We start from the raw sequence: 17182 nt of genomic DNA on the forward strand, positions 1-17182 counted from the left end.
TTAAGCACTCAAATTCTTCAAAGCGCCCACACAGTTTGTCTTCTCAATTCTTAATGAACCTGCCCCGAAGGCGTGCTGCGTATTCTACTGATTTCAGCTCCAGTGTCAAACACTTTTTGCAATTTTTTCAAAATTTCTGCTTTTATTTTATTTCACATATATAAGGTATAAATTTTCAAAATTTAGTAAGATAAAAACAGTTGTTACGTGATTTACCGACTCCATTATGCAACCCGGTTGTATTTCTGGCTTATGAGTCCTACTCATTAACAGGTTATAGCAGAAGACGAGCACTCTGAATTTTTTAATGTAAGGGTCTCATTACCTAATTAACTTTCCCTGCGATGAAGTGGATGCATCAATCATCATAGTCATCTTTATCCAAACACCACCAAGAATTATCTTGCCTATGAAATCGGACATCCAGTCTATTGGCAATTCCTTCAACCATTTTTTGACATGCCAGCACTTTTTGGCCATTGTCTTCAATTTTGAATATCTTCACCAAGTCAAACCGATAAATTTTCCAGTCATCACCTGATTGATTGGTATGTGCATGGCATTGTTTTTCGTAGTTGTTTACTGTTCCGCTATGGAATTGTACTTTTGGCACTGGATGTTGCGTATTTCGATTTTTAATTTCGTAGTACAAAGAAAAATGAGTGATGTTTTTAATACATATGGCGTATGTGTTCAATGATAGAAACACGCCGAAGAGCATAATGAAATATCGTATTTTTGAATCCATTCATTCAACTACCATGTTTTTTATTTAATAATCACATTACGTTTTTACAATGAATAATTCAAGAAAAACTAATCCAGTTTAGAGTATCAGCCTATTTGATGCCTCAACACTAGCCCCCCACTAACCTTGGACTATTGTATTTTTTCAAACCCGTTTAAAATAAATATTTATCCGAGATCTGGCGCTCTACTTCTTTTTTTGTTACTCTTCGCAATTCAACTATGGTGGCTCTATTGGTCCCCTCGCGACGATAGATTGTGAACCCCGTCAGGCCCGGAAGGGAGCAGCGGTAACGATTGATTCGGGCGCCGAGGTGTGGCTCTTAGAGCTGCCACCCAAATTGTGAAAACCTGTATGAGCTATCTGGCACTTGCCCGTAAATGGCGACCACGCACATTTTCCCAACTGGTTGGCCAGGAACATATTAATAAAGCGCTGATTAATGCGCTGAATCAACAGCGATTGCATCATGCTTATCTATTTACTGGTACCCGCGGTGTGGGTAAAACCAGTGTTGCCCGTATTCTGGCTAAAGCACTTAACTGTGAAACGGGAATCAGTTCAACACCCTGCCTTCAATGCGATGCTTGCAACGCGATTGAACAAGGTCGGTTCATCGATCTTATAGAAATTGATGGCGCATCCAAAACACGAGTCGAAGACACTCGTGATGTACTGGACAATGTGCAGTATGCTCCAACTAATGGCCGTTTTAAAATTTACTTGATTGATGAAGTGCATATGTTATCTCAACACAGTTTCAATGCACTTCTAAAAACACTAGAAGAACCACCCGCTCATGTGAAATTTATTCTGGCAACAACTGATCCACAAAAGTTACCGGTTACCGTTTTATCCCGCTGTTTACAATTTAATTTGAAACATTTGCCTGCTGATTTGATCAGCAAGCATCTGCAGCTCATCCTAAACGATGAACATATCAATTATGAAGTTCAGGCCCTGAATATTCTTGCTCAGGCGGCACACGGGAGTATGCGTGATGCTTTGAGTCTTCTGGATCAAGCAATAACCAGTTGTAATGAGAAACTACTGGCCCATGATGTCAAGCTAATCCTCGGATACACACAACAGGACTACGCGGTCAAACTATTGGATGCTCTGGCAAAACAGGATGGCCCGACCATGCTGACGTTAAGTCAGCAGATCGCTACTGAAGGAGGGCACTTTCAATATGTTATTGATGAACTACTAAATTACCTCCATCAGATTGCCGTATACCAAAACATAGGGGATATGAATCCGTTAATTAGTCCAGCAGATGAAATCAAGAATCTGGCAAAACAATTTTCAAAGGAAGACACTCAATTATTCTATCAGATTACCCTGAAAGGACGTGAAGAAATTCATCTTGCTCCAACATTGGCAATCGGATTTAACATGACCATGTTACGCATGCTAACCTTCAGGCCGGCTCCTGCTGCAACAATTCCACCTATGGCTATTCACCACAGTAATTTGGTAGCGCAGCCTGCTCTAGCGCATCAGGCATCAATAGACGAACCAGTAGAAACAATAGAAAGAACAGAATCAGCAGAACCAATAAAACCAATAGAACCAATTGAAGATAAAAGCTCTTTGATGGAAAACTCATTACCCACTGTAAAATGCAGTGAAGCTCTTACAAAGCCAACTGAAGAAATACAACCAATGATTCCTATTGAAGCCCAAAACTGGGCCAGCATCATTCCCAGACTCAAATTATCTGGTTTTGCACTTAATGCAATCGAAAATGCTGAATTTATTACAAAAGATGATCGAGACATTATTTTGAGAGTAGCTAAAGGTCATGAGTCCTTGTTTACTCCATCAACAACCAGCCGAATTGAAGCAGCATTGTCGGATTATTATCAAAGCCCGGTTAAAATTATTCTGAATAGCAACGAAGCTGTTCAGGCTACGCCAGCACAGCAAAAAGAGAGGGCAGCGCAACAAAAGCAGCAAAAAGCAGAGGCGGCATTACACAATGACCCTCTATTTCAGCAAATTCAGCAAGAATTTTCCGCTGAATTGGTCAAAAATTCTATTGTCCCACTCAAAGATGACTTATAATAGTATACCTAACCATAAATAAACGAGGCAGTGATGGATATTAATCAAAATCTTGGTAATCTGATGAAAGAAGCGCAAAAAATGCAACAACGCATGCAAGAAGCGCAACAACAGCTAAGTCAACTGGTCGTCAGCGGTGAGTCTGGTGGTGGCATGGTTCTGGTTAAAATGAATGGTCGACATGATGTAACAGAAGTTAAAATCAAGCCAACATTGATGGATGAAGATGTTGAAATGTTGGAAGATTTAGTTGCCGCAGCAATAAATGATGCCGTGCGTAAAATTGAAAAAGCATCGAAAGAAAAAATCAGTCAATTAACTGCTGGTCTTAATATTCCTACTGATTTAATGGGTGGAGATAAAGGCGGTAAAGAGGAATAAGCCTGAATATGGATACTCTCGCTCGCCTGGTAGAGGCGCTCCGCTGTCTACCAGGTGTAGGTCCCAAATCAGCACAACGCATGGTGTTTCACCTGCTCCAAAACCAAAGACAGCGGGGTTTGCACCTCGCTTCCTGTCTAGAGCACGCCATGAACCATATCAACCATTGTCAGCGCTGTAATAATTACACCGAACACACTTTATGCTCTTTATGTCAAAATACGAACAGAGACCCGGCCTTACTGTGTGTAGTAGAAAGCCCTGCTGATGTTTCTGCCATTGAACAAAGTAATGCTTTTCAAGGTACGTATTTTGTCCTGATGGGAAAAATATCGCCTCTTGATGGTCTTGGCCCTGATGATATCGGATTGCCCAGACTTAAAAATCTGATCATACAAGAAGGAATTAAAGAAGTAATTATTGCTTTAAGCCCAAGTGTTGAAGGTCAAACAACGGTGCATTTTATACATCAATTATTGAGAAATGAACCAGTTAATATCAGCCAACTGGCACATGGCATTCCCTCAGGTGGGGAGTTGGAATTCCTGGATGGAAATACCATAGGCAGCGCCTTAAGAAATCGAGCAACGATTAATGTTTAGTGCGAACAAACCCCATACTATCCTAAAACAATGTGCCATGATGGTCATCATGTTCATCCTGGCGGGATTAGCTCATGCATCATTCCATAAAAGTTTATGGCCCAAATGGGAAGTTAATAACCCGCTCTCAACTGAAACCATCTCTCACCAAGCCTGGCAAAATTTTCTGGACAAACACGTTGTTACAAACGAAGAGCATATTAATTTGATTGATTATGCTCATCTGAGTCAACAGGATTTAAATTTACTCAAAGAATATGTCAAAGCCATGTCGATGATTGACATCGCTAATTACAACCGTCAAGAGCAACTGGCTTATTGGATCAATGTGTATAACGCCCTAACGGTACAAACAGTTGCAAACTATTATCCCATAGCGAATATTCAGGAGATTAATATTTCGCCCGGGTTATTCAGTGTAGGCCCCTGGGGAGCCAACCTACTGACCATTAATAACACACCATTGACCCTGGACGATATTAATAATCGCATTATTCGACCGGTTTGGAATGACCCACGCACTCATTATGCACTCAATAACGCGACCATTGGCGCACCCAATTTAAGCAAAAAAGCATACCAGGGAGCACAGCTGGAAGAACAATTAAATGAAGCCGCGATAACCTATATCAACTCACTGAGAGGAGTTCAGGTAATTGAGGGAAAACTGATCCTTTCCAAACTCTATGATTGGTATGAGGAGGATTATGGTGGCACTAAACAGGACGTAATAAGACATTTACTTCAGTTTGCTCAGGAGCCATTGCTCAGTCAGTTAAAACACATCAATTCAATTGATAGTTATGTTTATAATTGGCACCTGAACTACCCAGCCCTACAGACGTCATGAAGCGAGAACGCTCAGCACTCTCATACTTCGGACATTTTGTTTTATATAATCTCTGCTTTTTGGGTTTACAACTCGTTCTTATTTACTCACAATCAGAAAGCCTGGTCAGTTCTATTAAGCTTCCTCTAGCTATATACCTTGAATTCGCTGGAACTCTTTGTGTTCATGTTGCCCTTTATATTATTGTATCGTTAATTCAAACCTGGTTATTGATAGGGATTTTAAATCGCTCCTGGCATCATTTTTCAGCAGAACATTGGCTAATTGGCATATGGTCCTTATGTGCTTGTTTCATTATCAGTGCTAATGCCTACTATTTTCCTTTAAGTATATTCAGCAAATTATTTTCACCCCCTATACCTGAATCGTGCTTCAAGATTCTGTATACTCTTTCTTTGTTTTGTTTAGGTTTGTTATTACTGAACCGTCTGTTTTACCGTAGCAGTTCCTTCTTGTTAGTGCTGCCGATTCCGATCCTTGTTTATAGCAGTTTTTTTTATTTCAAAACAATGCCTGCTCCTGTGGCTATTACTCAACCCAACATCATTATTCTAGGAATAGATTCTTTAAGTCCGGAAAGCGTAAAGAAAAAAAACATGCCTTTTCTGTATCAATTACTCAACTCCAGCACTCAGTTCACCAATGCAATCAGTCCCCTCGCCCGAACCTATCCCGCATGGTGTTCCATTCTGACAGGTTTATACTCAGAACATCATCACGCAGATGAGAATCTGGTTGCAAAGACCTCCGTTAACAATCAGGCGAGCATAGTATGGAAACTGAATCAGCTGGGGTATAGCACAGTTTATGCAACGGATGATCGAAGATTTAATAGCCTCGATAAAGACTTTGGATTTCAAAAATTAATAGGCCCCAAATTAGGAGTCAACGACATTATTTTAGGATCGTTCAACGATTTTCCTCTGGGAAATTTGCTCATTAATTTTCGAATCAGTTCCTGGTTATTTCCCTACAATCATTCGAATAGAGCCAGTTTTTTTTCATATTATCCCAGTACCTTTAGTGCCAAACTGGAGAGAGAGTTGGCGCTCATGCCAAGGAATAAACCAGTCTTTCTGGCGGTTCACTTTGCTCTCCCGCATTGGCCTTATGCCTGGGCCAAATCATTACCAGATGAGGTAAACAATGAATTCAGTCTTAACAAACGTAACTCCCTATACCAAAGTGCGCTCAAACGAGTAGACAAACAATTTCATGCTTTTTATACCTATCTGGAACACAATCATTATTTCACGAACAGTCTTGTCATTATCCTGAGCGATCATGGTGAAGCCTTATATTATCCTAATTCAAGACAAACCAATTACCAGAACTATCAAAGCTCGTTGAGCAGCAGGCTGGCAGAGTATTTTAAAAATAAAACAGCAACAGAACTGGATAAAAGCGCGGGCCATGGCTCGGATATATTAAGCCCCAAACAATATCACAGCATATTGGCATTCAAGATATTTAAACAGGGCAAACAGATAACGGATACTGATAAAATCAAAACTCGAGTGGCATTAATTGACCTGGCTCCAACCATACTCTCCTTTTTGAAGGTAAGCCATAAACCCGCTGTAGATGGAATTTCACTGCTGAAATCAGTGTTAAACCCTCAGTCACCACTACCTCAGCGTACGTTTTTTATTGAAAGCGGCATGTACCCCAATCAGGATTTTTCCAAAGAAAAAGCAATTCAAATTGGACATCAAATTTATACAATAAATCCTCAAACAGGAGAACTCGAACTAAAGCCTGATGAGTTAATCAAAATAAACAGGGCCAAACTGTATGGGGTGATCAGAGGCAATTGGATTTTGGCGTTATATCCCGATGAGCAATCATATATACCAGTAATTCAAAATTTGAAGACCGGACAATGGATTGATAATTTGGATAGTGATTTTGCTAAAACAACACCTGCAGCACAATTAGCGAAAGAGATGCAAACCTTTTATGGAAAAAAACTCGCTTTTCCTGTCCCTTAAAAAAATCGCCCATATAAACCGATGAGCACAGAGTCGAGCGCTTATGCGATAAACTCCTGTCTTAATAAATTGAACGTTTAATTATTGTCTTCAATAGAATCAAATAATTTTTCTACCGAATCACTAATGGTAACAGGATCTCGCCCATAAATTGCAATAATCCTGAACACAGCATCTCGATTACGACGACGTGCCTGTACGTATTGTTTCTCCAAATCATAAACATAGGGCTCTGTTGTCACATGCCTGTTTTTTAATTCTACTCGTAAGGCTTCCATGACGCATTGCAAGGCATTAAATACAGATGCAACCGCATTTTTTTCCGATTTGGTCAAAGGTGGAAGCCAATCCAGTTTCTTATCCTGGATTATGGTAAACAAAGTATAAAGTAAGTATCTACTGTCCTTGTTTGCAAAATACCCATACAAATCAAGACAATCGGTTGTGGTTAACTGACGATACAAATAAAGCATTTCTTGATGAAAAACAGAAAATTGTTCCTCATCCGCTACTGAATCGCTCACTAAACGCTGTTGCAATACCATTACAGCATCAATTAATCGATTTGGATTAAACCAGAATTTATAAGCCCTACCCAGATCGTGTAATCGCTCACTGGTTACCTGCTCTTCATTTTCTGGAGAACATTTTACCTTTAGATTTTTAACAGCCAATTGAATGATTTCTCTATAATCTTCATCCACTTCAATAAGAATACCTTGGGGAAGATCATCGCCATGAAATAAATAATCTACTCCAGATTTTAACCCTTTCTGAAATGATACTTGATGTAATTGTTGTTGTAATCGCTCAATAAATTCATGTAAAAAACCTAATCGCATACGAACCGATACCAGCTTTTCCGGGTGAATCAACTCATTAAATAACTTATCTGGAAACAACTTATAGAAAAATATTGCATTAACCAAATTAACTAATTGCGGATCAGAGAAAAAATCAAGTGCCCGTTGTAACTCATCATGATTCCAATCACGAAACAAAACAGACTGTTCAGCACCGTACTGGGTACTGTGGTTCCAATATTCAACTAATGAAGACAACCATGACTTAAAATGAGTACAGAGAAACAATTGGTTCAATTCGTCAGAACAGCCTTTGGGCTCAATCACAGTACTACGATTGAGTGAAGAAGAGAGAGTCATTGAAACAGTACACTGATGATATAAAGAGGCGATTTCAATTATGAGTCTCGATTCTTCTTCCTGAGCAGCCATTTTGGATAATCGTGCCTTTAACTGAGAAATAATCGACATGTATTCGACCCAATTTATTGGTTTAATTTCATCACCGGCGGTATTGAACGTGTAATGGGATTGCGGATCACGCAGTTTTAAATAATCAAGGTATTTTTGAGCCAGTTGGGCACATATTATCCGTACTTCTTCATGACAATAATCCTGCTCATTAGGAACATCCAGATATTTATGGAGACGACTTTCCAAATGTTTCAGTTCATATTTGAGTTGAGCTTTGGCTCGATAATCGTCCGTAAGAAACCAATGCGACAAACCAGGTGTATTTTGAGTCATCCATTTCTCCTCAAGCATCATTCTGAAGCTCGAACTTTAACAATAGCACTGAAATAAGAAATATGTAACTCCCGGCATCGCACGGCTGTCCCATTAAAAATGTGACGTCTTTCCGAGCGTAGCGAGGAATCTCCTGCAAATTGGCACAATCTGAATTAATGCATTAATTATCATTACCCTTTAAACTCTTTGTTTTTACAAGGAATTTAATGTTGTCATCAGAAAATGCACCTGGATTTTTATATCATTTCGACACACTCGAAGATCCAAGAATTGATAGAAAGAAATTGTATCCTTTAACGGAACTATTATTTGTTGTTATCTGCGCTAACATATGTGGAGCTCAGAGTTGAGCGTGATTTTGTAACATTCGGAGAAGAACAATTAGATTATTTACGCCGATTTTTACCTTTTGAGGATGGCATTCCATCTAAAAATACATAGGCTCGTGTATTTTCGATTTTAAATCCGGATGAATTTAAGAAGTGCTTTATTTCCTGGATTCAATCATTCCAACAAGCATTGGGTAATTTGATAGCCATTGATGGCAAAACATTAAAGAAATTTAAGGATATGAGCATTAGGCGCCTGCAGAAAAAGGCTGGCTGGGGAGACTCGACTCTTGATATGATTTTAATGGCCGCATTTTAATGGAATCGTGCAATCTTGCAGGAGATTCCTCGCTACGCTCGGAAAGACGTCATTTTTTTAATGAGACAGCCGTGCCCGGCATCGCCAGAATGGCTTTTTAGCTTATTTCCTTTAAAAAATGCAAATGACTGAATTAAAATGAACTATTCTTATTAAATGCACAAAAATAATTGCAAGAAGAAGATAATCTTGCCAAAATTAGAGCATATTTTTTTTAACCTTCAGGAGCAAATTGATGTCCCAGAGCCACTGTTTGCTCGTTATTGACACTACACCAGTCAGTAATGAGCTGAAGGATTATTTTGCAAAGTTTAATCTGGACATAGTACAACAAAAAAGCCTTTATCCGATTCATATCGAGCAGGGAATGCCTGCTGCCATCTTGATTCATTGGTCTATTTTAAAAAATGAGCCAGATACGATTAAACAATTTTATAACAACTATCCGGTTCCTCTCATTATTATAAACGACTCCCCTGATGAGGAGGTTAGCATTGCCATGCTTGAAACGGGTGCGGATGATGTCATGACCAAACCGCTGTATCCCCGCGAACTGCATGCACGAATAACGGCTATAGCCCGTCGAGTCATTCGCGCCCAGCAAAAAATGGCACATGGAAAAGATGTATTAATGTTTACAAACTGGCGTCTCTACCCAGCAGCCAGACAGGTATTTGGAGAGAACAATCAGGAATTACAATTAAGCGCCGGTGAGTATGACTTGCTCTTAACTTTCGTTCAGCAACCGCAACGAGTTTTGGATCGAGAATTTTTACTTCAAATCACCAAAAACACCGATTTAACCCCATTTGATAGAAGGATTGATGTACAAATCAGTCGATTACGCCAAAAAATAGAAGTCGATGCAAAAAAACCCGCCTTGATAAAAACCATTCGCAACGGCGGCTACATGTTCACAGCTAGAGTTGTCACGCTGAAAGAGAGTGATGTCGAATAAAACTCATTAATTTGTGATAGAATACACCAAATGTAAAAAAAATATGCAAGAGAGAGCTGATGCCTGTCTATTTAGAAAAGAACATCTACGATATTAATTGTCCTGTTGTTGACTGGAACGGTCATCTTCTACCTGAGTGGTTGTTTTACATACCTAAAATAAAAGACACCTTTATATCTCCTGCCGCCCAATTCAAGCCTGTAGCCGCTCTTTCTGGCTCTCCATGGCAAACGACCACAACACCAAAGCAACAAAAACTGGCAAAAACACTAATCATTGATACCCATTTTTATATAAACGGGCTGCAAGAACAGGACTTAATTGCCCAAATTGAATGGTTCAAACTCCAAGAGATAACGGTTTATTTATGCATAGAACGAGATGGATTAAAATCACTGGTTTCATGCAATGAACCAAATCAGAATTTTGAAGCCTATATTGAGTTCCTTGGCCAATTCGATGAAACAACAGATTATGAGCAACTGACGGCCAGCAACAATCTTGTCCGAGATACAACAGCGGTACTCAATGTTGAGCGCAGTCAACAAATGTTTGCGTGCATGAATCAGCAAAAAAGACACATTGTCTCAAATCACCGCGGCTCCGATGACGGTTCGGCGACCTCCACTCCAGAATACAGATTTTACGATGAATCAGCTTATGCCATTCATATACCCTATGCGATTCTCGCACAAAACAAAGCAATGAAAGCCGCAGATTATCCCATTTGTCTGAATCCACCGGCGGACTGTGCCGATGGTAATGATTTAATCCATTTAATAACCCAATATCCCTATCTTACCCATAAACTGCTTGAACAGAATAAAGATCTGATCACCCATGAACTGGTTTCGGCGTTCTATCACAAACTGCCTGAGTTAAGAGCGGTTATTATTCCCTACTGTTATGATCTGATAGGTCAATCACCTATAATAGATATTGATTATTATATCCTTTTAAAGGATAAACTCGATCTGCACCAAATACCTCTTGAACACTTCAAATTAAATTACTCTCTGTTCAAATGGGCTTGTCCAAATCTTGAAGAGCGATTCGATGCCCTGCTGCATACTGGTTTTAACGCAAAATCATTGCTTAAAGTTTTTCCACATAGGGCGCATGAAATTTTCAGCCATTTCCCTCCAAAAGACCTTTATGACTTAAAGGATTATATTACAGCAGTGCCAGAAGATGCTGACAGTATTATTCAATCTCATCAATCGCTTCTGGTAAATGCAACAAACTCGAAGTTTTTCCTAATACAAATAAGGTATTTTTGGACTGTCTTTAAAAATGCAAAAACAACTAAAGCTCTATTAAATGATCTAATTCAACCTCATCTAGACTCCATGGATATAATCGTTGACTATCTTGCTTGCGAGCCACCGGAAGTTGAGGCTTTCCTTAAAAAGAACAACCTGTTCACTGGATTATCAAAGCACTTCATTATAAGTCTTGCTAATAAAAATCCCCAAATGGCTGCTTATCTTTTTAAATATCTAAACACCCCATTAACTTTTATTGATCTAGAATGTGTAACCAATAAAGACTTAAAACTAAGCCTTTATGAAAGATACCAACCCCAAGTGAGTTCAATCAAAGATTTGATAATTTTATTGTCACTGTATCCGGAACAATTCGATCGTCTCATAGATGAATATCAATTCTTATTAGAAAACTCAGGCTCATTTAGGGTTGATCACTTGCCCCCAAAACTCGCATTAACATTAATCCAACTTTTTCCTGATAAAGCTCAAATTAATGAAGTTAATACACCATCCATCAATCCCTTATGGCAAAAGCCTCCATTTATTAATCACATACTAAATCAAATAAGCAGAAAGAATATTGATATAAATTCATTAATCTCATATTACGACCAACTTGCCTTTCTAGGTCGAGATTTGGCAGAGCAGATTATTGCGGAGCAGATTCTTATAAGTACAGAAAAATTCTCGCTCCCGGCTCTTGATTCCAGAAAAACCAAAGGGGATATAATCCTCTTTGAAACAAGCCCCATAATAGAAATAATGGCTCAAGTGACATACTCTAGTATGCAAATGCTTGTTTATACCCCTTCATTTTCACATCCTGAACACCCCCCTCAATACAACGAGTGTACCGCATTAACCATTGGAATGCTGGAAGATGCCCTTGAAGTTGATTTGAGAAAGTTCCCTAATTTAATTTCTTTAAAAATTAATCTTTGTACTGCCAGTCCTTTTAAAATCCAACAATTCTTTGATGAACTCAACCAATATTGTCCTAAATTAACTCATTTAAGCGCTCCTGAATCCCTAGCCCCAAAATCATGTCACCTCCCTTATAAAATTAACTACCAAAAAGAAAAAAAGTTAAAAGAATCAATAACGTCCAGCATCAATATGGTCAATACAATAATGAGGGAAATTAAAGCATACTCATTGCAAGATGGCGCTTCATCATCCCATGACTTACCTCCTGTTGATAAACAAGCTATTAATTTATTTCAACGAACTGATAATTCAACAGCCAAATCCTCATCATCAATATTTGTGGCAAATAATACTCTATCTCATTCAACCCTGTCGCCCAATACAAGTCATTCGTTTATAATGGTAAAAACCGGTGAGTTACTTAATGGGCAAGGAAAAGAACCGCATCGTTTACGAACAGGAATTATTGAGCTTAATGACGATTTGAGTAGGCAACACACTCAAATCCCTGAGTTTATTTTACGCCCTCTACCTCAAAAATTAACACCTGAATTAATTAATGTATGCCGATTGGGAGATGATGGTTTTTACTATCTTCTGACGCTAAAGACATCTGCCAATCAAACTGTTCGCTTACTCTCGGCAGACGCACAAGAAGAGTTAATCGCCCTTGATTCTCAAGGTGTCGAAACAAAACTCATGAGGGGTTCTGACGATTTTTACTATGTACTATTGGATAAAGAATGTACCCTGAGTTACGTCATAAAAGCTCCTGAACCGCAAAAATCGCTAAGAAGTTATAGACATCTCAAAGCGGATGATCCTATTAAAGAGATTTTGGATAGATACTTAAATCTGCCAAACTATACACCTGAAAGTACACGATTCGAATCCAAGCGAGTTTGCGAAACCTTCCCTGAATGGTTTGAACGTCTCTATACTATTGGACAAGGAAGTTGTCAGGAACGTTGTTGTGCAGTATGGTTTCAAATAGCTAAAAATCCAATTATCAAGGATCGAGCTCGACTGGTGGATATTGAAAATAACCACGTACGACTGGAAATCAAGGATCTTGAAGGGCGATGGATACAAGTGGATTTAGGCGGAATCAGGGCAAATCACTGTTATGACAATCGCAATTCCTATAAGGCACATACTCTTTCATCTGCCCAAGATATTCAGAACCGTCATGCCTTAAATAAGAATCACATACCCAATGTTCAGGCTAGCTCATCGAGCTCCACTTCCTGTGCGCCAAGTCAATCCCACTTTTACGAACAGAAAGAGAAATGGAATTGTATTGAGACTTTTGTTCAGCTGGAAACGCTAATAAGCAACCATCAAATCCCCAAGATAGTGAGTCATTTGGATCAAGTATTTGACTACGAACAGTTCCCGGTACTATTAATTCATCAAAACCGAGAGGTGTGTGCACAACAATTTTTACATCAGGCAAAATTACACAATCGACCGGTCTTTTTTTTACATGACCCGAATCAAGTAAAAGTGGGAAAAGAGCAGATCCATCTTGAATCCGATTCGCCCACCATATCGACAGAAGATGCTCTTGATTTATTCAAAAAACGAAATCGTGGAAATCCCGACGCAACGATACTGATAGACTGGGCTGCATTTAGTCCACAACAACGAGTAGCGCTTAATAGTATTATTGATAAAAAACACAGTTTATATAACAAAAAATTAAAATTCAAAATTTACAGTCTGTGTTCTGAATTACCAAAAGACAGCTCCTTTGTATCAAGGCACCCACATTTAATCAAACCATTACTGCCCATACCTGCAGTGCATACACTTCAGGCTGCTCGACAATGTACCATTGATTTAAAAGGCTTAGGAGATTGGCAAGAAACCTTATTTGGCCCCATAATATTAAATAACAATCAATTAGAATGGCAGAAATCTGAATTTGTTTTAACCTTGGAAGAAAATGATCCTCAGCCATTATTAATGATTCTGAGTAATATTCCCACACACGCCAGGAAGGAACTGAATACTTTATTACAAAGAGCCAAGGCACAAGGTTACCTGGAGTATCACCACGCCCAAATACCCCTAACAGAACAAGTTCAGTTTAAATTAGACTGTACTGAATTTAATGTTACAAAATTTCAGCCGGTGCATTTGATAAAAAACATAGAAAGCTCACAATTACCACCAGATTTCAGGTCATCAATACCGAACTCTTTGATTTTTTATTAACCAATAAAAAAGTAGATCAAGGCCAATACCAAATAATGCCGGGCTGGCTAGAACAAGCCAAAGATAGCAGACTTACTCTGTTTATCACTTCAGAGTTATCTGACCATCAATGGTATTGTTTATTAGAGCATGCTCAATTTTATCGGGTTGAATTAACATTGCTTTGCGCCAAGGGAGTGAGCATCCCTCATAAAATAAATGTAAATCAGGGAGCGGAACCAGAAGTTAACAGAGCCATCTCCTTTGATGAGCCGTTAATTTATTTAAGCAACCAACCCAAAAAATGCGTGACAACAGAAGAACAGGCCTTGTGTTTTGCAATTGAGGATTATAATTATCAAGATCTGATAACCTGGGTTAATTATCTGTATCAAAATAACCAGTTTACTGATTTTAATGAACAGACAAGTGATGTCTTCAGTGCCCTGAAACAAGGAAGAACCGTAGTACTTTATGGTGAATTCTCCTCTTCATTACTGTATGCATTACAACCGCTTATCTTGTCGCAAACATTTCTCGATGATAAAGCATGGCCGGGTCGTTTGATTTTATCAATTGATAAAAAGTGTCGTCCTGATCTGCGTTTTTTACCACAACAATGTGTTCAATCAATAGAATTTATAGCCTCACATGAAATTAAACCCAAAATCATCTATAAAGAATTAGCCGATGACAGTACGGACTTAAGTGATTCAGAACAAAAAGCAGAGCGTTATCTGGTTGATCGATTGATTGTTCTAACTGATGCAATAAGAAATTACCCCATATGTACTATGATAGGAAAAACCGGGGTAGGGAAAACATTTTTAATCAGAGAAATTAAAAAACGTTATCCAGAGCAATACCAGGTCTATCATGAGCTGGAACATTTTGAAGAATTTGCTTTAGATGGCGGTGATAAAGTCAAAGTACTGTTTTTAGATGAAGTCAATATTGCCAACAAACACTTAACCATGTTTGAACCTTTGAAGGAAGGAGGAAATGCCCGCATCCTGTATCAAGGGCGTATTTATGAACTCACAGCAAAACACCGGATTGTATGCGCCGCCAATCCTCTTCATTATGGCGGTGGGAGAGTAAAGCAAAAACTGTTTACAGGACAGGATGTACCCGAACTTCATTTGGCAGAAATGCCCACTTATTCTATTTATGAGTACCTTTTAAAACCGATATATCATACTGTTGCACCCTATATGAATGAGCAGGATTTTAAAACCAAATGCCTGCATTTTTTAGCTCAATACAAACAAAGCCAGCTCAATAAAGAAAATAAACTCTGCATTCGAAATTTACAGGAATGGGTCATTTCTTTTGCTATGGAATTATTGAAACATCAACCTGAAACCTTTCTTAAGAAAAGGAAAATTCATATTGATGCGCATGTGACCGATATTATTATTACGGACTCAATGAATTCCTTACATAAAATCTTACGTCGTAGTATTGAAATACGAAAACAAAGATATCTTGAGCGTAGAGGCAGTATTTGGGGTTTAAACGGATGTTTAATAGAAGGCCGTCCTGGTATGGGAAAATCAGAATTAATCAGATTTCGTCTTGCCAAATCAGGATATATACAAGCAAAACCTGGAAAGGATGCGCCTGAAAACACGTTAACCTACATCAAAATTGATGCCAGCCTCTCAGATGAATCAAAAAAGGATTTTATCCGTAAAGCATTCAATCAAGGTCAAATCGTTTGGCTTGATGAAGTAAACAGCATCCTTGATGAAGGATTTGAACATTGGATGAATGCTTTTCTTTCTGGATTTGATCCAGATACCCACCTCAAAGCCCAAGTTCCAGGATTCATGCTTCTGGTAACAGCAAATAGCATTGGCATGGAAGGACGCAGCTTAATTGGGCCTGCCTTTAGAGGGCGCTTAACTCAGTTAACCATGCCCGAACCAACAATCAAAGATTTCGAGATGATCATTGAAAATAAATTACCCTGTCAGTTAGAAGAAAAACAACGCCACACTATGGCAAGCGAGTTAGTAGTGTTGATGGAAAAAAATAAAAATCTCACATTACGCGAGATTACGCCTAAACTTGAATTAATATCCCGAATTTATAGGGATAGCCCGGAAGTAGATAATGCCCTAAGCATATGATGAGCGAGATACGGTATGGTGAAACAAATACTCTTTGTCGCAATGATTATTCTGGGAGGCGTACTGCTCTTAATGTATGTCTTTCAGAGGCATTTAATTTATTTTCCGGATAGACATAAACCCAGCTTAAACACATTTCATGCCCAGGATATGGCTTTAGTTACTTTACATACTGCAGATAATTTAAAATTAAAATCCTGGTACAAGCCTGCAGAAAATAAGCAACCAACTATCTTTTATTTACATGGAAATGCAGGTCATATAGGCTACAGAATGCCCCTGGCTCGACAATTTCTTGATTCAGGCATGGGACTGCTTTTATTGGAGTATCGAGGTTATGGCGGCAATATTGGAAGTCCTACAGAACAAGGGTTTTACAAGGATGGAGAGGCCGCGTTAAATTATTTACTCCAGCAAGGGGTTCCACCTCAAAAAATCATCCTGTTTGGAGAATCCTTAGGTACTGGGGTTGCCACTAAATTAGCAACTGAGCATCAGTTTTGCGCTATTATTCTCCAATCCCCTTTTACTTCTCTTGTAAACTTGTCCCGATATCATTACCCATGGTTATTCATTAGCCCCTGGGATAAATACGAATCAATAAAACGCATTTCAAAAATTAAAGCCCCCTTACTCATTGTACATGGAACACGAGATCAGATAGTACCCTATTCTGAAGGTTTAAAACTGTATAATGAAGCGGTTGAACCTAAAAAAATACTCACAGTCCATGGCTATGATCATAATAATTTATGGAGCAGCCCAGAGTTTTCAAAAGAAATTATTCACTTTATTAAGGAGTATTGCCATCACTAAATCAAGCGGTTCTAGTCAGGTGATGGTTCACTCAAT

The 17182-nt window shown here is 38.7% G+C and carries 12 protein-coding genes and 1 other RNA gene; 11 read left to right on the top strand and 2 right to left on the bottom strand.

Going from position 1 to position 17182, the window contains the following annotated elements:
• Positions 1–358: 358 nt before the first annotated feature.
• Positions 359–748, bottom strand: a complete 390-nt coding sequence (locus ELY21_RS11810; RefSeq protein ID WP_127109754.1) for a hypothetical protein — start codon at positions 746–748, stop codon at positions 359–361.
• A gap of 231 nt (positions 749–979) precedes the next feature.
• Here ELY21_RS11810 and ffs point away from each other — a divergent pair.
• From ffs to ELY21_RS11840, 6 genes are all read left to right on the top strand, one after another.
• An RNA gene (gene ffs / locus ELY21_RS11815) (signal recognition particle sRNA small type) lies at positions 980–1076 on the top strand.
• A gap of 26 nt (positions 1077–1102) precedes the next feature.
• Positions 1103–2818, top strand: a complete 1716-nt coding sequence (dnaX, locus tag ELY21_RS11820) for a DNA polymerase III subunit gamma/tau (protein ID WP_127109833.1) — start codon at positions 1103–1105, stop codon at positions 2816–2818.
• 33 nt (positions 2819–2851) lie between these two features.
• Positions 2852–3199 (top strand): YbaB/EbfC family nucleoid-associated protein, encoded by a 348-nt coding sequence (locus ELY21_RS11825; protein ID WP_028382686.1) that lies wholly within the window; start codon positions 2852–2854, stop codon positions 3197–3199.
• Between the two features lie 8 nt (positions 3200–3207).
• Positions 3208–3801, top strand: coding sequence for a recombination mediator RecR (recR, locus tag ELY21_RS11830; protein ID WP_028382687.1), 594 nt, complete (start codon positions 3208–3210; stop codon positions 3799–3801).
• Between the two features lie 49 nt (positions 3802–3850).
• Entirely contained in the window at positions 3851–4651 is an 801-nt protein-coding gene (locus ELY21_RS11835; RefSeq protein WP_233588709.1) for a DUF547 domain-containing protein, read from the top strand.
• Entirely contained in the window at positions 4648–6642 is a 1995-nt protein-coding gene (locus tag ELY21_RS11840; RefSeq protein ID WP_127109759.1) for a sulfatase-like hydrolase/transferase, read from the top strand. Before ELY21_RS11835 ends, ELY21_RS11840 begins: the two co-directional genes overlap by 4 nt.
• Positions 6643–6719: 77 nt before the next feature.
• Here ELY21_RS11840 and ELY21_RS11845 read toward each other — a convergent pair whose 3' ends face one another.
• The gene (locus tag ELY21_RS11845; protein WP_127109761.1) at positions 6720–8192 is read right to left on the bottom strand and encodes a hypothetical protein; all 1473 of its coding nucleotides are present in this window, start codon (positions 8190–8192) and stop codon (positions 6720–6722) included.
• Between the two features lie 209 nt (positions 8193–8401).
• Between ELY21_RS11845 and ELY21_RS11850 the strand changes: the two genes are divergently transcribed.
• The 5 genes from ELY21_RS11850 to ELY21_RS11870 all read left to right on the top strand — a co-directional run bounded on the left by ELY21_RS11850 (position 8402) and on the right by ELY21_RS11870 (position 17146).
• Complete coding sequence (locus tag ELY21_RS11850) at positions 8402–8545, top strand: transposase family protein (RefSeq protein WP_127109763.1); 144 nt, start codon at positions 8402–8404, stop codon at positions 8543–8545.
• Positions 8546–9078: 533 nt separating this feature from the next.
• On the top strand, positions 9079–9801 hold the full coding sequence (locus ELY21_RS11855; protein WP_199741707.1) for a winged helix-turn-helix domain-containing protein: 723 nt from the start codon (positions 9079–9081) through the stop codon (positions 9799–9801).
• A 59-nt stretch (positions 9802–9860) separates the two neighbouring features.
• A complete protein-coding gene (locus ELY21_RS11860; RefSeq protein WP_127109767.1) occupies positions 9861–14216 on the top strand; it encodes a hypothetical protein in 4356 nt (1451 codons plus the stop codon).
• A gap of 35 nt (positions 14217–14251) precedes the next feature.
• The gene (locus tag ELY21_RS11865; protein WP_127109769.1) at positions 14252–16330 is read left to right on the top strand and encodes a hypothetical protein; all 2079 of its coding nucleotides are present in this window, start codon (positions 14252–14254) and stop codon (positions 16328–16330) included.
• A 15-nt stretch (positions 16331–16345) separates the two neighbouring features.
• Positions 16346–17146, top strand: coding sequence for an alpha/beta hydrolase (locus ELY21_RS11870; protein ID WP_127109771.1), 801 nt, complete (start codon positions 16346–16348; stop codon positions 17144–17146).
• The last annotated feature ends 36 nt before the right edge of the window (positions 17147–17182 follow it).

The sequence above is a fragment of the Legionella sp. km535 genome (assembly GCF_003990085.1).
Lineage (GTDB): Bacteria > Pseudomonadota > Gammaproteobacteria > Legionellales > Legionellaceae > Legionella > Legionella moravica.